This is a genomic window from Bradyrhizobium sp. CCBAU 53340 (assembly GCF_015291645.1).
Lineage (GTDB): Bacteria > Pseudomonadota > Alphaproteobacteria > Rhizobiales > Xanthobacteraceae > Bradyrhizobium.
Genome location: NZ_CP030056.1, coordinates 327,032 through 348,205 on the forward strand (window position 1 = coordinate 327,032; position 21,174 = coordinate 348,205).

23 protein-coding genes and 1 pseudogene are annotated in these 21,174 nt (G+C 64.0%); 3 read left to right on the forward strand and 21 right to left on the reverse strand.

Annotated elements, in window-relative coordinates; translation table 11 throughout:
- Positions 1 to 183 precede the first annotated feature (183 nt).
- The 12 genes from XH89_RS38135 to nac form a co-directional block, all read right to left on the reverse strand.
- On the reverse strand, positions 184 to 957 hold the full coding sequence (locus XH89_RS38135) for an ABC transporter substrate-binding protein (protein ID WP_232995647.1): 774 nt from the start codon (positions 955 to 957) through the stop codon (positions 184 to 186).
- Between the two features lie 126 nt (positions 958 to 1,083).
- Positions 1,084 to 1,818, reverse strand: a complete 735-nt coding sequence (locus XH89_RS38140) for an amino acid ABC transporter ATP-binding protein (RefSeq protein ID WP_128930135.1) — start codon at positions 1,816 to 1,818, stop codon at positions 1,084 to 1,086.
- 38 nt (positions 1,819 to 1,856) lie between these two features.
- Positions 1,857 to 2,609, reverse strand: a complete 753-nt coding sequence (locus XH89_RS38145; RefSeq protein WP_128930134.1) for an amino acid ABC transporter permease — start codon at positions 2,607 to 2,609, stop codon at positions 1,857 to 1,859.
- A 1-nt stretch (position 2,610) separates the two neighbouring features.
- Positions 2,611 to 3,312 carry an amino acid ABC transporter permease gene (locus XH89_RS38150; RefSeq protein WP_128930133.1) on the reverse strand — a complete coding sequence of 234 codons (702 nt, stop codon included), beginning with the start codon at positions 3,310 to 3,312 and terminating at the stop codon, positions 2,611 to 2,613.
- Between the two features lie 13 nt (positions 3,313 to 3,325).
- A complete protein-coding gene (locus XH89_RS38155; RefSeq protein ID WP_128930132.1) occupies positions 3,326 to 4,093 on the reverse strand; it encodes an SDR family oxidoreductase in 768 nt (255 codons plus the stop codon).
- Between the two features lie 83 nt (positions 4,094 to 4,176).
- Positions 4,177 to 4,968, reverse strand: a complete 792-nt coding sequence (locus tag XH89_RS38160) for a LamB/YcsF family protein (RefSeq protein ID WP_128930131.1) — start codon at positions 4,966 to 4,968, stop codon at positions 4,177 to 4,179.
- Positions 4,965 to 5,390 (reverse strand): biotin/lipoyl-containing protein, encoded by a 426-nt coding sequence (locus XH89_RS38165; protein ID WP_128930130.1) that lies wholly within the window; start codon positions 5,388 to 5,390, stop codon positions 4,965 to 4,967. The genes XH89_RS38160 and XH89_RS38165 overlap by 4 nt, the downstream gene beginning before the upstream one ends.
- Positions 5,387 to 6,373, reverse strand: a complete 987-nt coding sequence (locus tag XH89_RS38170) for a biotin-dependent carboxyltransferase family protein (protein ID WP_128930129.1) — start codon at positions 6,371 to 6,373, stop codon at positions 5,387 to 5,389. Before XH89_RS38170 ends, XH89_RS38165 begins: the two co-directional genes overlap by 4 nt.
- The gene (gene pxpB / locus XH89_RS38175; RefSeq protein ID WP_128930128.1) at positions 6,370 to 7,029 is read right to left on the reverse strand and encodes a 5-oxoprolinase subunit PxpB; all 660 of its coding nucleotides are present in this window, start codon (positions 7,027 to 7,029) and stop codon (positions 6,370 to 6,372) included. Before pxpB ends, XH89_RS38170 begins: the two co-directional genes overlap by 4 nt.
- A complete protein-coding gene (accC, locus tag XH89_RS38180) occupies positions 7,026 to 8,378 on the reverse strand; it encodes an acetyl-CoA carboxylase biotin carboxylase subunit (protein WP_128930127.1) in 1,353 nt (450 codons plus the stop codon). The genes pxpB and accC overlap by 4 nt, the downstream gene beginning before the upstream one ends.
- A gap of 4 nt (positions 8,379 to 8,382) precedes the next feature.
- Positions 8,383 to 8,823 (reverse strand): acetyl-CoA carboxylase biotin carboxyl carrier protein subunit, encoded by a 441-nt coding sequence (locus XH89_RS38185; RefSeq protein ID WP_128930126.1) that lies wholly within the window; start codon positions 8,821 to 8,823, stop codon positions 8,383 to 8,385.
- 113 nt (positions 8,824 to 8,936) lie between these two features.
- On the reverse strand, positions 8,937 to 9,875 hold the full coding sequence (gene nac, locus XH89_RS38190; protein ID WP_128930125.1) for a nitrogen assimilation transcriptional regulator NAC: 939 nt from the start codon (positions 9,873 to 9,875) through the stop codon (positions 8,937 to 8,939).
- A gap of 172 nt (positions 9,876 to 10,047) precedes the next feature.
- On the opposite strand from nac, the gene XH89_RS38195 reads away from it, so the two are divergent.
- Both XH89_RS38195 and XH89_RS38200 read left to right on the forward strand, forming a co-directional pair.
- The gene (locus tag XH89_RS38195; protein ID WP_128955156.1) at positions 10,048 to 11,256 is read left to right on the forward strand and encodes an aspartate transaminase; all 1,209 of its coding nucleotides are present in this window, start codon (positions 10,048 to 10,050) and stop codon (positions 11,254 to 11,256) included.
- 26 nt (positions 11,257 to 11,282) lie between these two features.
- Positions 11,283 to 11,948: an RraA family protein gene (locus XH89_RS38200; protein ID WP_128930123.1), complete on the forward strand. Its 666-nt coding sequence runs from the start codon at positions 11,283 to 11,285 to the stop codon at positions 11,946 to 11,948.
- 261 nt (positions 11,949 to 12,209) lie between these two features.
- Here XH89_RS38200 and XH89_RS38205 read toward each other — a convergent pair whose 3' ends face one another.
- The 3 genes and pseudogenes from XH89_RS38205 to XH89_RS38215 form a co-directional block, all read right to left on the reverse strand.
- On the reverse strand, positions 12,210 to 13,421 hold the full coding sequence (locus XH89_RS38205) for an ABC transporter substrate-binding protein (RefSeq protein ID WP_128930122.1): 1,212 nt from the start codon (positions 13,419 to 13,421) through the stop codon (positions 12,210 to 12,212).
- Between the two features lie 50 nt (positions 13,422 to 13,471).
- Positions 13,472 to 13,796, reverse strand: a pseudogene (locus XH89_RS38210) (2Fe-2S iron-sulfur cluster-binding protein).
- 12 nt (positions 13,797 to 13,808) lie between these two features.
- Positions 13,809 to 15,032, reverse strand: a complete 1,224-nt coding sequence (locus XH89_RS38215) for a cytochrome P450 (protein ID WP_128930121.1) — start codon at positions 15,030 to 15,032, stop codon at positions 13,809 to 13,811.
- Between the two features lie 83 nt (positions 15,033 to 15,115).
- On the opposite strand from XH89_RS38215, the gene XH89_RS38220 reads away from it, so the two are divergent.
- A complete protein-coding gene (locus XH89_RS38220) occupies positions 15,116 to 15,619 on the forward strand; it encodes a MarR family winged helix-turn-helix transcriptional regulator (protein ID WP_128930206.1) in 504 nt (167 codons plus the stop codon).
- A 642-nt stretch (positions 15,620 to 16,261) separates the two neighbouring features.
- Here the strand turns inward: XH89_RS38220 and XH89_RS38225 are convergent.
- Genes XH89_RS38225 through XH89_RS38250 form a run of 6 tightly spaced genes read right to left on the reverse strand, consistent with a single transcriptional unit; the run spans position 16,262 to position 21,174 of the window.
- Positions 16,262 to 16,948, reverse strand: coding sequence for an urease accessory protein (locus tag XH89_RS38225; protein WP_128930120.1), 687 nt, complete (start codon positions 16,946 to 16,948; stop codon positions 16,262 to 16,264).
- 15 nt (positions 16,949 to 16,963) lie between these two features.
- Positions 16,964 to 17,941, reverse strand: a complete 978-nt coding sequence (gene hypB / locus XH89_RS38230; RefSeq protein ID WP_128955155.1) for a hydrogenase nickel incorporation protein HypB — start codon at positions 17,939 to 17,941, stop codon at positions 16,964 to 16,966.
- Positions 17,941 to 18,282, reverse strand: coding sequence for a hydrogenase maturation nickel metallochaperone HypA (locus XH89_RS38235; RefSeq protein ID WP_128930118.1), 342 nt, complete (start codon positions 18,280 to 18,282; stop codon positions 17,941 to 17,943). Before XH89_RS38235 ends, hypB begins: the two co-directional genes overlap by 1 nt.
- 8 nt (positions 18,283 to 18,290) lie before the next feature.
- A complete protein-coding gene (hypE, locus tag XH89_RS38240) occupies positions 18,291 to 19,358 on the reverse strand; it encodes a hydrogenase expression/formation protein HypE (protein WP_128955154.1) in 1,068 nt (355 codons plus the stop codon).
- The gene (gene hypD, locus XH89_RS38245; RefSeq protein ID WP_128930116.1) at positions 19,355 to 20,485 is read right to left on the reverse strand and encodes a hydrogenase formation protein HypD; all 1,131 of its coding nucleotides are present in this window, start codon (positions 20,483 to 20,485) and stop codon (positions 19,355 to 19,357) included. The genes hypE and hypD overlap by 4 nt, the downstream gene beginning before the upstream one ends.
- A complete protein-coding gene (locus XH89_RS38250) occupies positions 20,482 to 21,174 on the reverse strand; it encodes an SIS domain-containing protein (protein WP_128930115.1) in 693 nt (230 codons plus the stop codon). Before XH89_RS38250 ends, hypD begins: the two co-directional genes overlap by 4 nt.

Sequence of the window (21,174 nt, forward strand, 5' to 3'; positions counted from 1 at the left end):
CTCATGCTCAAACAAAGAGCTAAAGCGCCATGACGATTCAACCCATCGCGCTTTTTTCTCGACTTCTTCCAATGTTTTATTGCACGTCGACCAGGCATTGACCCACCGCGTCCAGGAGCCGACGCCGTTTCAACCACCAAGTCTGTCCGGGCCGGTTCTTGGAGGTGTGCCCCGGTGCACCGGTTACGGCAACGGCGTGAACTTAAGTTGGCCGAGCGGCACGACTTTGTCGGTGCGGGTCATCTTGAACTCGGTGTTCGGGCCGAGCCACTTGTCCCAGAGCTGGTTGATCTCACCTGCCTGGTCGAGTGCGAGCAGTGTCTCGTTGATCTTGGCGAGCAGCGCCGGCTCGTCCTTCTTCATGCCGATGCCGATCGGTTGCAAGACCATGGGCTCATCGATCATCTTCAGCGGTTGGCCAGCGGACTTCGATTCGTTGACGAGCTTGGTGATGGTCATGGTATTGGCCACCATTCCGACCGCCTTGTTCTGCTGGACGGCCATGAAAGCCGAGCCGGTGTCGACGAAAGTGAGGGGATCCGACTCATTCAGCTTGATCGCGAGCTCGGAGGTCGAGCCCTTGGTCGAAGCCAGACGTTTACCTTTGAAGTCGGCCTTCTTGGTTCCTGGATCCGAAGCCTTCACCGCCAACATCTCCTTGGCGAGATAATAGGGGTCGGAGAACTGGATCTGCTCGGCGCGGCCCAGCGTATAGGCGAGATTGGCGACTGTGATGTCGACGCGGCCGAGCTTGACCTCGGGCACCCGCGCCTCGACCGAGAGCGGGCTGATCTTCGCCTCGACGCCCCAGCGCTTGGCAATGGCTCTGCAGAGGTCGACATCAAAGCCAACCATCTCCCGCGTTTTCGGATCGGGCGCGGCAAACGGGGGTACGTCGGCGAAGGTGCCGCAGCGCAGCTCTTTGCGCTGCATGATATCGGCCAGCTGATCAGCCATGGCCACGCTGGCAAAGCAACTCAGGCCCGTGGCAACGATGGCGGCGCGGAGCACGCATTTTCCAGTCTTAGTCCCGATCCCGATCGACATTTCGAACTCCCTGTTTTGCAATGATGGCAGGCGTTGTCATCGTGCCCGCAGATCCGACAAAAAGCGCTGCGCACGCGGATGCTGCGGCGAGCCGAAGAACGCGCTCGGCGACGCCGATTCCAGCAGGCGCCCGGCATCCATGAACCAGACACGATCAGCGACATCGCGTGCGAAATTCATCTCATGGGTGACGCACATCATGGTCATGCCATCGCGAGCAAGTCCCCGCATCACCGCCAGAACTTCGCCGACCATCTCCGGGTCGAGCGCGCTGGTCGGCTCATCGAACAGCATCGCCGGCGGCTCCATGGCCAGCGCTCGCGCGATCGCGACACGCTGCTGCTGGCCGCCGGACAGCTGCGCCGGATAGTTCTGCGCCTTGCTGGAAAGGCCTACCCGGTCGAGCAACTGAAGCGCGATCTCCCTTGCCTTGCTCCGTTTGATGCCGTTCACCTTCACAGGCGACAGCATCACATTGTCCAGCACGCTGAGGTGTGGAAACAGATTGAAACTCTGGAAAACGAAGCCGATACGGCTGCGCAGGTGGTTCATTGCCAAGCTGCTAATCTTCGCATGAACATTCTGTCCGTCGAAGCGCAGCACTCCGGATTGGATCTCCTCAAGCCGGTTGACGGTGCGGATGAGCGTCGACTTGCCAGAGCCCGAGGGGCCACATACCACGACCACCTCGCCCTTTTTCACCTCCGCGTTGATGTCGACGAGGGCGGGCAGCGAACCGTAGAACTTGTTGATGCCAATGAATTCAATCATCGGAGTTGCCGTACTGTTCGAGGCCTGGTTTGACATGATCATGTCCTCGATGCGGCTGCCAAAGCCGGCGCTGCAGCACCATCCATCGACCTGGCGCGCCGAACGGCAATCCGACGTTCGAGCGTGCTGGCCAGCTTAGTGAGAGTCCAGCAGACGACGAAATAGATGATGGCGAGTATGAAGTAGACTTCGAACGGCTTGGTCAGAAGCCGGTTGTTGATCTGTCCCGCCGCGAAGGTCAGCTCTGGCACGTTGATGATGTAGCCCAACGTCGTCTCTTTGATGGTGGAGACGAACTGGCTGATGATGCTCGGGATCATGTTGAACAGCGCCTGCGGCAGGATCACGTAGCGCATCGCGCCGAGGTGGCTGTGGCCGAGCGCCCGCGCCGCGTCCATCTGCCCTCGCGGCAATGCCGTGATTCCGGCTCGCACGATCTCACTGAGAAAGGCCCCCTCGTAGATGACCAAGGTGGCGAGCATGGTCACGAAGCCGGGAACGCTCTCGCCGATCAGGAGCGGCAGCAGGAAATAGACCCAGAGGATGATCAGCAGCAGCGGAACGCCGCGCACGACATAGACCAGCGCCGTCGCCGGCCAGCGCAGCACGGGCCAAGGCGATAGACGCGCGAGCGCCATCGCCACGCTGAGCGGGAATGCCAGCGCAATTCCAAGAATCGACAGGATCAGGGTCGCGGCGATCCCGCCGAGCGGGCCGTTCGGAAACTGGCCGACCAGCAGCAGCAGCCAGTTGTCGCTGACGATGCCTATCATGTTGAACAGGAGCGTCATGTCAGAGCGCTCCCGCCATGCGGCTGCGCCGCTCGAAATAATAGCCAAGCCACATCAGGAGCAGCGAGCACACGAGGTAGAAGACGGTCGCGATCAGGTAGGTCTCGAAAGCGCGGAAGCTCTGGTTTTCGACCTCCTTCACCGCATGCGTGAGCTCGGTGACGCCGATCGCCATGGCAAGACTGCTGTTCTTGAACAGCGACACCGTGTGGTTCACCAGCGCCGGCATCGCATTTCGGACCGCCTGCGGCAGCAGGATGTAAGTCATCGCGCCGAGATAGCTGTGACCCAGCGCGCGAGCGGCCTCCCACTGGCCCTTGGGCACGGCGCGCAAGCCCGACCGATGGTCTTCGCTGAAATATGCGGCCTGACACAGTCCGAGCGCGATCACCGCGAAGATTGCCTCGCCGTTCTGATCGGACAGCCAGACCTGGAGCCGCTCGGGCAGCAGGCTGGAGACACCGAAATACCAGAGCATCAGCTGCACCAGTGTCGGCACGTTGCGGTGATAGGCAACGTAGGCCTCGACCAGGGCGTCGGCGATCCGGCCCGGCAGCATTCGAATTGCAAGGAGGGTGATACCGAGGCTCATGGCGAGCAGCCAGGAGCCTGCGAAGATGATGAAGGTCATCTTCACCCCGTGGACGAGCATGCGGCTGAACTCGGGGTTCAGCAGGATCGCCATGAGGTCGAAGCCCTTCATCGCACCCTCCGCTCTAGGTGACGGCTGGAGGGCTGGCGGGGTGCTCGGGACGGACCGTCGACAGTCCGCCCGGCACCTGCAGGGTCGGTGTGATCTCGATATGGCCGATGTTTACCGCCACTGGCGCGGCAATGGCGAAAGCGATCGTGTCGGCGATGTCCTCCGGTTTGGGCAGCTCGAATCCGTCGATGAAGGCAGCGCGGGTCGCGGCGGAGTCGCCGTGGACGTGAGCGAAGATATCGGTCTCGACCCGCCCCGGGCAGATCTCGGTGATGCGAACACGCTTGCCGAAGGCATCGATCCGGAGCTGACGGGACAGCATGCTGACCGCCGCCTTGGTGGCGTGGTAGGTCGAGTTGCCGCCGAAATTATAGGCGCCGGCGATTGAAGTGATGTTCACGACGTGACCGCGGTCGCGCGCCACCATGCCGGGCACGACGAGGCGGCACAGATGCAGGACGGCCCCCAGATTCACGCCGAGCAGTAGCTCGATATCCTCGGCATCCGCCTGCAGGAATTTCTTGGGCCGGTCGACGCCGGCGCAGTTGACGAGAACGTCGAATTCGACGCTGCCGGCGAGCTTGGTAAGCGCAGGCAGATCGCGAACGTCGACGGCATGGGGAATGCAGCCGGTGCGATCTGCCAGCGCCTTCAGTGGATCGGCGCTACGCGCCAACGCGTGCACCTGCAGTCCCTCGCGCGCCAGGCGCTCGACGACGGCGAGGCCGATGCCTGACGAGGCGCCGGTGACGAGAGCCGTCCTGTAGTCGGAAAATGGCATCTGAGTCCTCGCTGTTCTCCAGAGGCTACCGACGGAGCAGTTCCGCCGCCAAGATGGAATCACTTTGGCGGGATAAGGGGCGCTTATGATGGGCCACGCCCGGGGCCGCCGGCGATCAGGTGCGACACCGGCGCGATCTCGCCACCGGCGGTCTCGATCGCCGCACGGATCGTCCGGGCGAACTCGACCGCGCCCGGGGTGTCGCCATGCAGCAGGATCGATGTGGCCTGCATCGGCAGCGCCCGGCCGGTCGCGGTGATGACGACGCCGTCGCAGAGCAGGCGCTGCACCCGTTCGAGCACGAGCGCCGGGTCGTGAATGACCGCGCCGGCCGTGCCCCGTGGCACGAGCAGTCCGTCATCGTCGTAGGCGCGATCCGCGAGGAAAGTGGTGGCGACGCGCAGGCCGCAGGCCGCCGCCGCCCCCTCGATGGCGCGGCTGGTCGACGATACGATGAGGAGCTCTCGATCGAAGGCGGCGACAGCGCGGACCAGCGGTTCGGCGAGTTTGGCGTTGGCGGCCACCATGTTGCCCAAGGCGCCGTGGAAACTCATGTGGGTCATGCGGTAACCGGCTGCGCGGACGATCCCTGCAAGCGCGCCGAGCTGATAGGTGACCATCGCCGCGAGCTCGGTAGGATCGATGTGCATCGCCCGGCGGCCGAAGCCCTGGCGATCCGGGAAGCCGACATGGGCGCCGACATCGACACCCCGCGCCTTTGCCGATTCCACGGTGCGCTGCATGATCAGCGGGTCGCCCGCGTGAAAGCCGCAGGCGATGTTGGCCGACGAGACGAGGCCGAGCAGAGCGTCGTCGTCGCCCATGGACCAGGGACCGTAGCCCTCGCCCAGATCCGCATTGAGATCGATCTTCATTCGGCGTCACTCCCGTGCGGCTGCAATCCGATCAGCGGCGCGCCGTATCCCACCGTCGCGCCATGCTCGGCGAACGTCTCGACCACCATGCCGTCCTCCGGGGCCGGGACCGGAAGCAAGAGCGGTCCGATCTGGAGAAAGGCGAGCGGCGTGCCGGCCGCAACTTCGTCGCCGACGGCGACCGATGGTTGCGAGCGCAATGGATGGCGGTCGAGGTAGAGACCCGGCACCGGTGCCCGAATGATCTGCGTGGGGGAAGAAGACAGCGCCGCCGTCGCAGCCTCGATCATTTCGACTTCGACTCGGGCGCCGTCATGCCGCAGGCGCAGCACCCCGGCTGGGCCTTTCAGCTCGAGCAGGCCGATGTCGGTCGCCGCGAGGAAGGCGCAGAGCTGGTCGACATGGTCGAGCGGGTTGGTCATCGCACCGCTCCCTGGTTGCAGTAGAGCTCGACCAATCGGCGGGCGTTGCTCAGCCAGCGCCGGGTCGCCGCCGACGCGTCCAGCGCCTCGTCCCAGCTGCACAGCACGAAACGAATCCGGCTGCCGATGGGAGCCTGGCCGAGGCGCCAGAGGTCGGCGTCGATGACGGTGCCGATCTTGGGATAGCCGCCCGATGGCTGCGCATCGCGCATCTGGATGATCGGCTGGCCGCCGTGGGGGACCTGGATCACGCCTGGGACAATGCCGTGGGAGCGCAGCTCCATGGGTCGCTGCGGCCTGAGTTCGGGGCCGGCGAGACGATAGCCGTAGCGGTCGCTCTGTGACGTAATCTTCCAAGGCTCGGACCATAGCGCCTCGTGGGAAGACGGCGTGAAGCTATCGTATTCGGCAGCCGGCAGCACCCGCACGGCGGTCAACCCGTCCACCTCCAATGGCAAGGCGAGGCCGGGCGGCGTGATGCCGAAGCCTGTCTTGGCGCGACCGGGGGGCTCGGCAATTGGCAACCGATCGCCGTCGCGCAGCGGACGGCCCTCTAACCCGCCGAAGGCGCCGCGCAGCTGGGTACTGCGTGAGCCGAGCACCGAGGGAACATCGATCCCGCCCGCGATGCACAGGTAGACGCGGCTGGCGCGCCAGGTCGCAGTTGAGGGAACGGCGAGCGAGAGGACCTGGCCGGCATCGGCGCGGTGCGCCCACCATGGTAGCACTGGCGCCTCGTCGAGCCGCGGCGCGCAATCCGCGCCGGTCACGGCGAACACCGTCGAATGGGTGAAGCGGACGCGGAACGGGAACAGCGGTATCTCGAGGGCTGCCGCATTCTCCTCGTTGCGCAGCAGGATGTTTCCAGCGGCGAGCGCCAACGGGTCCATCGCACCCGATGTCCCGACGCCGAGGTTGAGCGCGCCGGTGCGGCCGAGATCTTGCACCGTGGCGAGCGCGCCGGCCGACAGCACCTCGATCATCGCAGCACCCGGATGGTTTTGAAGCGGATGCAGTCACCGGGCTGCAGCAGCGCTGGCGGCGTGCGCTCGACATCGAAGAATGCGACCTCGGTGCTGCCGATCGTATTCCAGCCGCTCGGCCCATCGGAGGCAGAGACGCCGGTCTGACTGCCGCCGATGGAGACGGCGCCGCGTGGGATGCGCAGCACCGGCACCTTGCGCCGCGGCGTCGCGATGCGCTGGTCCATGCCACCGAGATAGCAGTACCCGGGATGGCTGCCGAGGGCGTAGACGGTGTAAGTCGGTGCGCTGTGGATCGCGACGATATCGTCGACGCTCAATCCGGTGTGGGCCACGACATCGGCCATGTGCGGGCCGCCGTCGCCGCCATAGACCACCGGCAGATCAAGGCAGCGCCCGGCGACAGGAAGCGGCTCGAGGGCGTGCCACAGCTCGATCAGTCTGTGCTCGATTTGTCCCCGGTGCCGCGGCGGCTCGGCGAAAGCGATCATGAGGTTGTTCATGCCCGGCACGGCCTCCCGAACGCCGGGCAGACGGCCCGCCTCCAGCGCCAGGGCCCAGATGCGGCACTGCGTCGTCAGCGAGGTCTCGCCCGGAGCTTCGAACAGCAGCGCGGTCGTTCCCAGCAGGCTGAGTTGTGGCAGGTCCGTCGTCATGCCTTGCCGCTCCCGCACAACTGCTGCTCGAGATGGTGAATGCTGACGCCGCCCCTGATGAACGCGGCATCCCTGACGAGCCGCCGGTGCAGCGGCAGGTTGGTCGCGATTCCTTCCACGCGCATTTCGTCGAGGGCGATGCGCAGCCGGTCCAGGGCCTCGGCGCGATTCGCGCCGTGCACGACGAGCTTGCCGATCAGCGAGTCGTAATATGGCGGCACGCGATATCCGCTGCTGGCATGGCTATCGATGCGCACGCCGGGGCCGCCGGGGAGCTCCCAGGCGGTGATCACACCGGGGGACGGCACGAACGTGTCGGGATCTTCGGCGTTGATCCGGCATTCGAAGGCATGACCGCGGCAGACGATGTCGGCTTGCGCGAACGGCAGCGCCTCGCCCTGAGCCACACGAATCTGCGCCTCGACGATATCGATCCCAGCGGTCATCTCGGTGACGGGGTGTTCGACCTGCAGGCGCGTATTCATCTCGATGAAGTAGAACGCGTCATCCTCGACGAGGAACTCGAACGTGCCGACGCCGCGGTATTCGAGCTGCCGGCAGGCCTCCGCGCAGCGCTCGCCGATCTGCGCCAGCACGTCCTGGTCCAGTCCCGGTGCCGGCGCCTCCTCCAGCACCTTCTGGTGCCGTCGCTGCAGCGAGCAATCGCGGCTGCCGAGCCAGACGGCATTGCCATGGGTATCGGCAATCACCTGGATCTCGACATGTCGCGGCCGGCGCAGGAATTTCTCGATGTAGATCGCGCTGTTGGCGAAGCCGCGCCGCGCCTCTTCCCGCGTCACGGCGATCGCATCGATGAGGCCAGCCTCGCTCTCCACCATGCGCATGCCGCGTCCACCGCCGCCGCCCGCCGCTTTCAGGATCACGGGGTAGCCGATCTGCCGCGCGGTTGCGCGCGCGAGATCGAGGTCGTCGCCGAGCGCCGCATCCGGACCGGGTACGCAGGGAACGCCGGCGGCGCGCATCGCCCGCTTGGCCGCGACCTTGTCGCCCATGACGCGCATCACCGCGGCCGTCGGGCCGATGAAGGTCAGGCCGGCAGCTTCGACCTGCTCGGCGAAGCCAGGGTTCTCGGACAGGAACCCGTAGCCCGGATGGATCGCCTCCGCTCCGCTGACCTCGGCGGCGAACAGCAACGCCGTCTGGTTGAGATAGCTCTGCGCTGCCGCGGCCGGCCCGATGCAGATGGCCTCGTCGGCATGATGCACGTAGGGCGCATCGCGATCGGCCTCCGAATGGACGACGATGGTGCGCAGCCCGAGCCGCCGGCAACCACGCTGGATGCGCAGCGCGATCTCGCCCCGGTTGGCTATGAGGACCGAGCCGAACATGTGCCTACCTGATCCGCATCAGTTCTTGCCCGGCCTCGACCTCCTGCCCGGTGGAGACGAGAATTGCGATCACGGCGCCGTCCCGATCGGCACGGACCTCGTGAAACATCTTCATGGCTTCGATGACGCACAATGTCGTGCCGGCGGTGATCGCCTGGGCCACCGTGACGAAGGGCGGCGCGTCAGGATCGGGCTGCAGATAGGCAACGCCAAACAGCGGCGCGACGACGCCATCCGCCGCGGCGTTGACCGGTGCCGGTTGCGCAGGCTCGGGACGGCTCGGGGGGCGCGCCGTGGCGGCGACCACTGGCACCGCCGGCCGCGATTCGGTCGGCTGCGGTCGGCGCACCAGCCGCAATGACATGCCGCCCTGGCTGAACTCCATCTCGGCCAGATCGGAAGCCGCCATGGCGTCAATCAGTGACTTGATACGATCGAGATCCATGCTCCGGCCGTTCGTCGAGGTCGGCGCCCGCGGCGTCGCTACCTACCGACGAACGCTACCGCTGGCGGTCTTCCCCGACCAAGACGGTTTGGCTTTGCCCATATAAGAGAGCGCTATGACGCTTTCTGCGCCCGCTCCTCGGCGACGACGAGATTGCCAGGCAGCCCAGCAACGAGCTCGAGCAGGATTTCCTTGATGGCCTGGGCCGGCTCCGATAGCGGCAAATGATCGGACTGGCACAATGCCAACGGCGCCTCGATGATCGGATCGACGATGCGGGACTGCCAGCCGCCGCAGGAGCCCGCCACCTGTCGGGCCATCGATTCCGGCAGGATCGTCGCGCCGAGCCCGTCGGCGATCACCGCCGTCAATGTGCTCGCCGATTCGATTTCCGCGACGACCTTCGGCGCCTGACCGATCGCCGCAAAGGCTTCGTTCACCATCTTGCGCACGACGTTGTAGGGACGGGCGAGATAGAGATCCATGTCGGCCAGCGCTGGCACGCTGATCTCGCCCGGCGGGGCCATCATGCTGGCGGGGCCGACCACGTAGAGCTGTTCGCGCAGCAGCGGCACGAACGAGAGGCCATGAACGGCCGTCTTGCCGCCGTAGAGCACGGCGAGATCCATCCGGCCGTTCATGACGAGCTCCGAGAGCGTCGTTCCGTAGGTCTCGTTGAGGTAGAGCAGGATGCCAGGGTGGCGGGCGCGCACGGTCCGCAGCAGCGGCAGCGCGAGTCCGGCCGCGGCCGTTCCAGGCGCAAGTCCGACGGCGACCGCACCGGAGATGCTCTTGGCCGCCGCGCTCATATCGGCGCGCGCCTGCTCGCATTGACGCAAGATGAGCTGCGCGTGGCGATACAGCACCTTGCCCGCTTCCGTGGGCACGACGCCGCTTTTGGTGCGCACCAGGAGCTGCTGGCGGACCTCGCCCTCCAAGGTCGCGAGCTGCTGGCTGAGCGCCGGCTGCGCGACATGGAGCACATCGGCGGCCTGCGTCAGGCTGCCGACGTCGACGATCTTCACGAAATACTGAAGACGCCTCAGATTCACCTTGTCCCTCGGATCGATCGGCGCAGCGGCCTTCCCGGCTGCGCGGCATTCAACGGGGCGCCGAGGAGGAATCCAACCATAAGATATGCCTATCAGGCCAGATTGAACTCGTGTTGGTCAGCGCCGGCGGCTGTCTTTAGCGTCGCACCTCTCCAGACCGGGGTCAATTGCCATGAACCGTTCTCGTATTTCCGCGCGCGTCAGACGCATCAAGCCTTCGCCCAGCACGGCGGCTGCGGATCGGGCGAGCGCGCTCAAGCGCGAGGGCAAGAGCATCGTCAGCCTTGTGGTCGGCGAGCCGGATTTCGACACGCCCGCGCATATTCGCACTGCCGCCGTCTGGGCGATGGAGAAGGGAGAGACGCGGTACACGGTGCTTGCCGGCACGCTGGAGCTGCGCCAGGCGATCGTCGCCAAGCTGAAGCGCGAAAACGGCCTCGTCTACGATCCCGCGGAGATCGTCGTCACCAACGGCGCCAAGAGCGCCATTTACAGCGCGCTCGAAGCGACCCTCGAGGCCGGCGACGAGGTGATCATCCCAGCGCCCTATTGGGTGTCCTATCCGGACATGGTGCTCGCCTGCGAAGGAATACCTAAGATCGTGGCCTGTCCGGAAAGCCAGAGCTTCAAGATCTCGCCGGCCCAGCTGGAGGCGGCGATCTCGGAGAAGACGCGCTGGCTGTTGATCAACTCGCCATCGAACCCGACCGGCGCAAGCTATTCCGCAGCGGAATATCGCGGGATTGCCGAGGTTCTCGCCCGCCATCCGCATGTGCTGGTCATGACCGACGACATCTACGAACACATCCGTTTCGACGGCGAGAGTACGCCGCATCTGCTCAACGCAGCACCCGAGCTGCGTGAGCGCGTCCTCGCCATCAACGGCGTATCCAAGACCTATGCGATGACCGGCTGGCGCATCGGCTGGATCGCCGGCCCCGCGGACCTCGTCGGCGCGCTGAATACGCTGCTGTCGCAGGCCTCGGGCAATGCCTGCTCGATCAGCCAGGCGGCGGCGGTCGCGGCGCTCACCGGCGACCAGAGCTTCGTTGGCGAGACCGTTGCGACTTATCGGGCGCGTCGCGATCGCACGCTCGCGCGTATCAACGCGATCCCCGGGCTGAGTTGCCGGCCGCCCGACGGAGCGTTTTATCTCTACGTCAATTGTGCAGGCCTGATCGGCCGGACAACGCCGGCCGGGACTCGCCTCGAGAGCGACAGTGACGTCGTGATGTACTTGTTGGAGGCGGCCGGCGTGGCCGTCGTCCAGGGCACCGCCTACGGTCTGTCGCCATTCTTCCGTGCCTCGATCGCGACATCGCAAGCGGCGCTCGACGAAGGCACGGATCGCATCGCCCGTGCAGTTGCCGAGCTGCACTAACCTGAAATTGATCGAAAGCATCCTCCATGACCAATCCCGGAATCGTCAGAAACCCCTCCGCTCCCCAGGTCGACCCGTCCACCGTCGCCAAGCTGCGGAGCATCGCGGTGGCGCTGCTGAGCGATCAACTGCACCGCAACTGCGGCAGCATCGGTCTTCGCGCCTACCATTCGCCCGCCCCCATGGCCGGCACGGCGGTGACCGTGAAGACGCGTGGCGGGGACAACCTCGCCATTCTGCGCGCCTATGATTTCTGCCGGCCCGGAGACGTCATGGTGGTCGATGCCGGCGGAGACACTACCAACGCTCTGGTCGGTGGCATCATGACCTTCGCCGCCGCTTCGCTGGGTCTCGCCGGCATGGTGCTCGATGGCGCCATTCGGGACGCGGCCGAAATCGGCGCACGAGCTTTTCCCGTTTATGCCCGCGGCGTGAACCACCGCGGCCCCTACAAGGACGGTCCAGGGGAGATCAACGTGCCGATCACGGTCGGCGGTATGGTGGTCAATCCGGGAGACGTGATCGTCGGGGACCAAGATGGACTTCTCGCCTTCCCGCCCGGTCTTGCCGCAAGCGTGATCGAGAAGGCGATGGCTCAACATCAGAAGGAGGAGGCGACGATGCAGGCCATTCGCGAGGGCCGCTGGGACCGTTCCTTTGTCGACGCGCTGGAAGCGCGCTGCGCCAATTGAGCGCGTTTCTGCCTCTGTTAAAGCTTGCTGCGGCGTCTTCACGCCAGAACAACCGCAGAGCCAGGTGAACTCTTGAGATAAGGACACCGGGCGGAGTCACGGATATGCGCTCTTGAGATCATGGCTCGCGGCGCAGCCCGGACAGCGAAATCGCAACCCCGGCCGCTACCAACCAGCCAGTTCGCAGGTACTTCCTGCAGGCTGGAAACGCCGCACCAAAACGTGAAGCGTGCCAATGTCCTGGTTACTCGGCAGCGCTCCCTACTTCACCAACGCACAGCCGCCCTCCACCATTGGCCGGAACGCCTGGTCTGCCGGGATCGTCGAAACAAGCTTGTAATAATCGTACGGATATTTCGTCTCCTCCGGCTTCTTGACCTCGAACAGGTACATCGGATGCACGACGCGGCCATCCTGACGGATCGCGGTATCGCCGAAAAGCCTATCGTGGCCTTTGAACGTCTTCATCTGCGGCACGACGTCCTTGGCGTTGTCGCTGCCAGTAGCGGCGACCGCGTTGAGGTAGGCGAGCGTGGAGGCGTAGACGCCGGCTTGATTGCCGCTCGGCATTTTGCCGTTCATGCCGGGGCGTGCCGCAAAGCGTTTGGCGAAGGCACGGGTGTCGTCGTTCATGTCCCAGTAAAAAGCCTCCATGAGTTGCAGTCCTTGAGCGACCTTCAATCCCATTCCGTGGACGTCGTTGATGAAGAGGAGGAAGGCAACGAGCTTCTGTCCGCTCTGCTGGATACCGAACTCAGCCGCCTGCTTCACCGCGTTGATGGTGTCGCCGCCTGCATTGGCAAGCCCGATCACCTGGGCTTTCGAGCCCTGCGCCTGAAGCAGGAAGGAGGCGAAGTCAGAAGTGCCGAGTGGATGCTTGGAGGAGCCGATCACCTTGCCGCCATGCGCCTCGATATATTTCTGCGCTTCCGCCTCGATGCCTTTACCGAGCGCGTAATCGACGGTGAGGAAGTACCACTCCTTGCCGCCGTGCGACATCATTGCCGCCGCCGTGGTGTTGCCGGTCGCCCAGGTGTCGTTGACCCATTGGATGGTGTTGGGCGAGCAGGCCTTGCCGGTTAGGTCGGCGCTCGCGGTGGAGGACGCCAGGAACGTCATCCGGCTGTCGCGTAGCACATTGTTGATGGAAAGGCCCACCGCCGAGTTCGGCACGTCGACGATGGCATCGACACCTTCAACATCGAGCCATTTTCGCGCAATGGCCGAGCCGACGTCCGCCTTGTTCTGATGATCGGCGTAGACGATTTCAACCTTGACGTCCTTGCCGCCGCCGGCGAAATCTTCCGCCGCCATGCGTGCGGCTTCGACCGAGCCCATGCCGTTGGTGTCTTGGAATATGCCGGAGATGTCGTTGAGCACGCCGATACGCACGACGCCATCCGAAATCTCCGCGTTCGCGGCGCCGACCCAAAAGCTTGCGGCAAGCGCAATGGTCCACCCCAGGTGCTTCATTCTTTGTCCTCCCTCACTCCCGCGAGTCGGTCGTTGCCGAAAACTGGAACCTAGACCTGCCGCTCCGGCAGACGCAGCACGAGACCGTCGAGCTCAGACGTGATCCTGATCTGGCAGGACAGCCGGCTCGTCGGCCGCCGCTCCGCGGCGGTGCCATCGAGCAGCGCGTCCTCGTCGTCGCGGACGGCCGGCAATCGCGCCAGCCAGGGCGTCGTCGACATAGACATGGCAGGTCGCGCACATGGCGTTGCCGCCGCACTCGGCGAGGATGCCGTCGAGGCCGTAGCGGGTTGCCGCCTGCATCGCACTCTCCCCGTCGCTGGCGTCGAGGTGATCGCTATTGCCGTTGGAATGAACGAAAGTAATGGCTGGCATCAAAGGTCCTCGTCAGGCCGGGGTGATGGATATCGGCAGGCTCTCTAGCCCGCGCAGCGTGTTGTTGTAGCGGCGCTCGACGGGACCGGAGATTTCGATCGATGCAACCCTTCGCGCGATCGCGGACAGCACCACCTCACCTTCGAGCCGCGCTACCAACTGGCCAACGCACATGTGAATGCCGGAGCCGAAGCCGACATGGCCCGAAGTCTTGCGGGTGATGTCGTAGCGATCGGACTCGATCCAGCGGCGCGGGTCGCGGTTCGCCGCGCCGAGGAACATCAGGACCTTCTCGCCCTCGCCGACGCGCGTGCCGCCGATCTCGACCTCGCGCGTCGTGGTGCGGAAGAAGGTCTGCACCGGGCTTTCGAAGCGAACGGCTTCCTCGAAGGCGTTGCGCGCCAGCGACGGATCGGCCCGCAGCCGCGCGAATTCCTTCGGAAAGCGTGCCAGGCAATAGAGAGCGGCTCCGATGCCATAGACTGTGGTGTCGAGGCCTGCGGACAGCAGTGAGCGCACGAGCAACGGCGCCTCATCCGACGTGATCTCGCCAGTGTCGGAGAACGCATGGATACAGGCGCCAAAGCCGCCAGGCTTAAGATTCGGTCGCTGGCACTGCTCGGCGACATAGGCCTGGTGCGGCGCCGATCGCTCGATTGCGGTCTGACGTAGCTCGTTTGGCGGGCCGAAGGCATTGAAGACGAGACCAGCATAAGGAATCAGGTGCTCGCGCCCTTCCGCCTTCAGTCCGAGCGCATCCGGAAATACAGACAACGGATAGGCCTCTGCGAGATCGGCGACCGCATCGAATTTGCGCCGCTGCAGCAGCTCGTCGATCTTGGCTTCGGCCGCCAAAGCGAAGCCGTCGCGGATCCGCTTCATGGTCGCGGGCGACAGCACCTTTGACAGCACGGCGCGGGTGCGGGTGTGCGCGGGGGGATCGGCCTCCAGGATCAGGCTCGGCGGCCGCCAGGGCTTTTCCTTCTTGAAGTCGGAAAGACCGACGCCGCGGCTGGAACAGAAGGTCTGGGGATCGTTGAGGACTGAATAGACCTCGGCATAACGCGCCACGCCGTAGACGTTCCATTTATCGAGATAGACGACAGGGCCGGCCTCTCGCAGCCTTTCATGGGTCGGATAGGGATCGTCGAAGAACGAGATCGCGAAGGGGTCGACGTCAAGGTGTGGAATGGCCATTGGACCGGCGGTCGAAGCACAGGCGCTCGGTACAGTCATTGCAGTCCTCGCAAATTTGGGCTTGTGAAGCGTTCGCGCATGTCCTTATTTCTGGAGCAGCGCATGAAGCGAGCCCCGACGTGATGCAGCCACCGACCAGCAAATCGAGACACAACACCGCGACTGAAGGCGATGCGCCGCTGCTCGATCTCGACCGCTACATCCCGGCTCTGATCACCTTCATCGCCAATAAATTGTCCAAGAGCGCGAACGCGTTCTATCAGCCCGCGTTCGGCGTCAACGTCACCGAGTGGCGCATCATTGCCCTGCTCGCAATCGAGCCAGGCATTCCGGCCGCCCGCATCTGCCACGTCATCGGCTTCGACAAGGGGCCGGTGAGCAGGACGCTCGCCGCCATGGAGAAGCGAGGCCTGATCGCGATCCGCATCGACCCGAATGACGGCCGCACCCATTCGATCTCCCTGACAGCGAAGGGGCGCACCACCCACGACAAGGTGATCGCCGTGGCGCTTGGGCGCGAGCGGCGGCTGCTGTCGTGCCTTTCCAGGGATGAGCAGGAAATACTGATCGGGCTGCTGCGCCGTTTGCATGAAAATCTCGGCGCGGTGACGGATACCGATAGCTAAGCCAGGGCGCACAGCACGATGTGCACGCAAGGCTTCGTTACCTTCACGCTTGCGCCGGCGTTTGCTGGCGATACCATCCCTGCCGAACATCGGTCCTCCCAGGAAAGGCGTAGCGGTTGTCCCGCCATCTTCCCTTGCGCGAAGGTTCGCATGAATTAGTTGCCTAGGCAACAAAAAACCTTTGCCTCCGGCTTGAACCCTCCCTTCCTTATTCGCGAACCTCTCCTGGTTCGCGGATAGGCGGCAACCGCTTATAGACCCTTTGTCGATTGCGAGGGGCCGACAATCCGCCGTCTGGCAGAGCATCCTGGCAGCGCGCGCGGCGAGATGCTCAATGTCGAGCCATCGGAAAGGATCGCTACTAACATAGAGGCCAAGTTCGAGACGGCGCTAGCGGTTTAATGTCAACCCGGGACTGCCGAGAGGATGAAGAGATAAAGTCCGTAAATGCGAGAGCGAAGGGAGCCGCCGTCATTGGGAGCTTGCTGGCTCGCGCAGCGTATCTACCGGGTCGCACCCAAGCGGCACGACCGAGGAGAGCAGCGCGCTGCTAGGGGCGGTCGAGACACCCCCGGTATCGATTCTCCGGACCATCCTTAGAAAAAAGACGCATTCAAATGGCGAAGGGTAGCTGACCTCTCGCTAGCCAGCGGCGGCGACTGTTCCATAGATGGTCAAGAGGCCAAGTCCCATCGCGATGTTTCCGATAACGAACTGCAAAGACCGGTTGACCCAAGTTAAGGTTCGGGCTGAGATGACTAAGGGAACCGCAATCAGCGACGACAGTGCGGCCATCCCCATCATCGAGCCCATACCAAATAGTAACACGTAAAGTATCCCCGCTAGATGGTTCGGCGCTTGTGAGACGGTTAAGACGAGGAGCGCGGCTGAGCCTGCCATCCCATGCATGAGCCCGACCGCCAGCGTCCGCCAGCGCGCACCATGGTCATGATCATGCGCGCGCGCCTCAGGGCGCCAAATTTCGCTCTTGTGACTAGGAGCACGAAAATCTGAGATGTGATGGTGAACATGGACACGTTCGCGCCATAAGCGCCATATGACGTTGCTTCCTAACAGAATCAACATGAAGCCGACGGCCGCCTCTAGCGGTTGCGAAACGCCCGGCGGAATTGCATATCCGAGCACCAAAGCCGCCCCGGAGAACAGGAACAAAGTGATGGTGTGTCCAATTCCCCACGTCAACCCATGCTTGACGATCTCGCCCACATCGCTGCGGCGCGCCGCAATGCTCGATACCGCCGCAATGTGATCGGCCTCGAGCGCGTGCTGCATGCCCAGCAGCAGTCCCAGCCCCAATATTCCGAACATGGCAAGATCCAATCATCAAGAGGGAAATACGGTGTCCTTCAGCAACTTGCTTTGCCGTCGTATCCAACCGTACCACTCCTCAAATCCTGCGCCGTTTCTGGCCGAGACCTGCAGAACCTCGATGGCCGGGTTGACGTCTCTGGCGTATGCCACCGCGCGATCGACATCGAAATCCACATGCGGAAGCAAGTCGAGCTTGTTCAAGATCATGAGGTCAGCCGACCGGAACATGTGAGGATATTTGATCGGCTTGTCCTCTCCCTCGGTCACTGAGAGGATGACGACCCTTGCATGTTCGCCAAGGTCGAACATCGCAGGACAAACTAGATTTCCGACATTCTCGATCATCACGATCGATTCCGGCGGTGGACGCAGCTCTGAAAGAGCGCGCGCAATCATGTCGGCCTCGAGATGGCAACCCGTGCCCGTATTGACCTGGACTGCTGGGGCGCCTGCGCGTCGAATTCGCTCCCCATCATTGGCCGTCACCTGGTCTCCTTCGATGACGAAGAGATTGACCTCGTGATGAAGGTCGCCAATGGTTCGCTCCAGCAGCGTGGTCTTGCCGGCGCCGGGCGAGCTTGCGAGGTTCAGGGCCAGGATTTCGCGACCGGCGAACCAGGCCCGGTTCCTTGCTGCCAAAACGTCGTTCTTGGCGAGGATCCGGGCTTCCAGATCGAGCACCAGGCCCGCAGCTTCGTCATGATTGGTATGCCCGTGTTCGTGGGCATGGTCATGCGAATGTCGGCGTCCATGATGTCCGTGATCATGATGGTCATGATGATGGTGATCATGGCCGTGTCCAGCGTGAGAGTGGACGTGGGCGGGATCATGGTCATGCGAATGGGCGTGAGCAACGCCATCCGCGTGGACATGGAAATGATCATGCAGGTGCTCACCGGTCTCCCCACCGCCCAGGCTCGCTTCATGTCCGGTCTGGAGATTGATCACCGTGGCACCCGCCTTGGCGCCGCAACCGCAATGTCCGCACATCAGGCAGCCTCCCCTTCGATCTCCATGCTTCTGATCTTCAATTCCTCGCCCTGAAGGCGCGTAAACTGCCGCGAGCCACAAGGGCACGGCGCAAACAGGCTCGCCTGCTCGAATTCCGAACGACACGTCGCGCACAGCGCTCGCCCGGCCACGCGCCTGATGTCGAGCGCTGTGCCGTCAAGAGGCGTCCCGCGGGCGACGGTCTCGAAGCAGAATGCGATCGCCTCTCCCATCACGCCGGAGAGATCTCCAACATCGACGGTGATGCGGCGGACCTTGCGGCCCTTGGCGGCATCGCTGACGATCGCCACGATGTTACGGGTGATGCCGAGCTCGTGCATGGGTCCTCTCAGCAGATCCGAGGCAGCTGTTCGCCGACGAGCATGTCGACCATTCGGTGTCCGCCAAAGCTCGTCCGCATCATGACGCGGCTATCCTGGTCCGAGGTGATCCGGCCGATACGGGCGGCATCCAAACCCAGTGGATCTCGCCGCATGGCAGCCAGCGCGGCTTCGGCCTGATCGGGGGGAACGATCACGACGATCTTGCCCTCATTGGCGAGATAGAGCGGATCGAGCCCAAGCACCTCGCAGAACGCCTTCACTTCCTCGCGGATCGGCGTCATGCCCTCCTCGATCTCGATGGAGACCCCCGAGCCGTCCGCGATCTCGTTCAGCACCGTCGCGACGCCGCCGCGCGTCGCGTCCCGAATGAAGCGAGTGCCCGGTGCGGCGGCGAGGATCGCGCCGATCAGCTCGTGCAGACAGGCGCAATCGCTGGCGATCGGCGTCTCGAGCGCCATGTCGCCGCGGGCGCACAGGATGGCGGCACCGTGGTCACCCAGCAGTCCGTTCACGAGGACGGCGTCGCCGGCGCGGGCCTTGTCCACGCCGAGCGCGAGCGAGGCAGGGATCGCGCCTACGCCCGTGGTCGTGATGAAGATCTTGTCGCACGCTCCCCGTGGCACGACCTTGGTGTCGCCCGTGACGATCTGCACCCCCGCTTGCGAAGCCGTTCGCGCCATGGAAAGCGCGACCTGTCGCAAGAGATCGATCTGCACGCCCTCCTCGATGATGACCGCGCAGGACAGATACATGGGCACCGCCCCGCCGACGGCGAGATCGTTCACCGTGCCGCAAACCGCGAGCTTTCCGATATCGCCGCCCGGGAAGAACAGGGGATCGACCACGAAGGAGTCGGTCGTAAAGGCGAGCCTGTCGCCATGGGCTGCGAAGACCGCCAGATCGAACCGCGCCTGATCCTCGAGCGGCTCACAGGCGTGCTCGCCGAAGGCCGTCAGAAACACGTCGTCAATCAGGTCCTTCATGGCTTTGCCGCCGCCGCCATGAGCCAGCGTCACCGAGCTGACATTGACTTTGCCGCGCGTGCGCGTCTTGACGAAGGGGACGAAATTCATACGACCTCCGCTTGGCGCTTTTGGCCGCCATACTGGTAGTAGGCAGCACAGGCTCCTTCGGAGGACACCATCAGTGCTCCGAGAGGCGTTTCCGGCGTGCATGAGGTGCCGAACACCTTGCATTGCCACGGCTTGAGTGCGCCCTTCAGCACCTCGCCGCACTGGCACGATTTCGGGTCGGCGATCCTGACGTTGGGAATCGCGAATTTGCGCTCCGCGTCGAAATGCACATAAGCATCGCGCAGGCGCACGCCGGAATGATCGATCGATCCAAGCCCGCGCCACTCGAAGAACTCGCGCAATTCGTATACTTGGGCCACCGCGCGCAGCGCCGCGTTGTTGCCCTCGCTCGGCACGACGCGGGCATACTGGTTCTCGACCTCGACCCGCCCCTCCGCGATCTGCTTCAGCAGCATCCAGATAGACTGGAGGATGTCGAGCGGCTCGAAGCCGGCGACCACCATCGGCTTGCGATAGAAATTGGCGATGAACTCGTAAGGAGCCGTGCCGATCACCATCGACACGTGGCCGGGCCCGAGGAAGCCGTCGAGCTGCAGGCCGGGACTGTCGAGGATCGCCTTGATGGTCGGAACGATCGTGATGTGGTTGCAGAACACGGAGAAGTTCCGGATCCCCTCGCTCTCCGCCTGCAGGATCGTCAATGCGGTCGACGGCATGGTGGTCTCGAAGCCGAGGCCGAAGAAAACGACCTCGCGAGCGGGATTGCGCCGAGCGAGCTGGAGCGCGTCCATCGGCGAATAGACCATGCGCACGTCGGCACCATCCGCCTTGGCCTGCAGGAGGCTCTTCCGCGAGCCGGGCACGCGCATCGCGTCTCCGAAGGTTGTGAAGATGACCTTCGGGTTCTCCGCGATCGCGACGCAATCATCGACCCGTCCCATCGGCAGGACGCAGACCGGACATCCCGGACCATGAACCAGCTCGATAGCCTTGGGCAACATGCCCTCGAGCCCATAGCGGAAGATCGAATGGGTGTGCCCGCCGCAGACCTCCATCAGGTAAAGCGGCCGGCCCTCCGGAAGTTTCATGCCGGAAACCAGCGACTCGATCTCGCCGATGAGTACGCGCGCCTTTTCGCCGTCGCGGAATTCGTCGACATATTTCATGCCACGGCTCCCTTCGTTCGCGCCGATCCCCGGTCGTCAGCCAAGAGCGTGTGAACGAGATCCCAGAGGATGTGGTAGGCGGTTACATGGCACTCCTGGGTGCGATGGATCGACGTCGTCGGGACGACCAGGCAATGGTCGACGACACCCGCGGTTTTCATCTTTCCGCCGTCGCCGCCCGCAAGCCCAATGGTCACGAGGCCCATCTCCTTCGCCTTGGCAAAGGCGGCCATCAGGTTCGACGAATTGCCGCTGGTGGAGATGCCAATGAGCGCATCGCCTTTCCGCCCCTGGGCCACGATCTGGCGGACGAAGACGTGATCGAAACCGAGGTCGTTTCCGACCGCCGAGATCATCGCCAGATCGGCGACGAGGTTGGTTGCGGCCAGTGCGGGCCTGCCCGCCGTGATCGGGTGGACGAACTCCACGGCGACATGCGAGGCGTCGCAGCTCGAGCCGCCATTGCCCATCGAGAATAGCCGTCCGCCGTTGCGATAGACATCCGCGACCGTTTTCGCCGCGGCGATCAGCACCGCGGCGTTCTCGGCAAAGAAGCGCGCATTGGTGTCGCGCGAATCGCGTGCCTTCTCTTCGACCGAGAGCAGGAGGGCGGCATCCAGCCGCGCCGGCTCCTGCTGTCCGCCATGCAGAAACGGATAAAGTTCCTTCAGGTCGCTGTTGCCTGACAT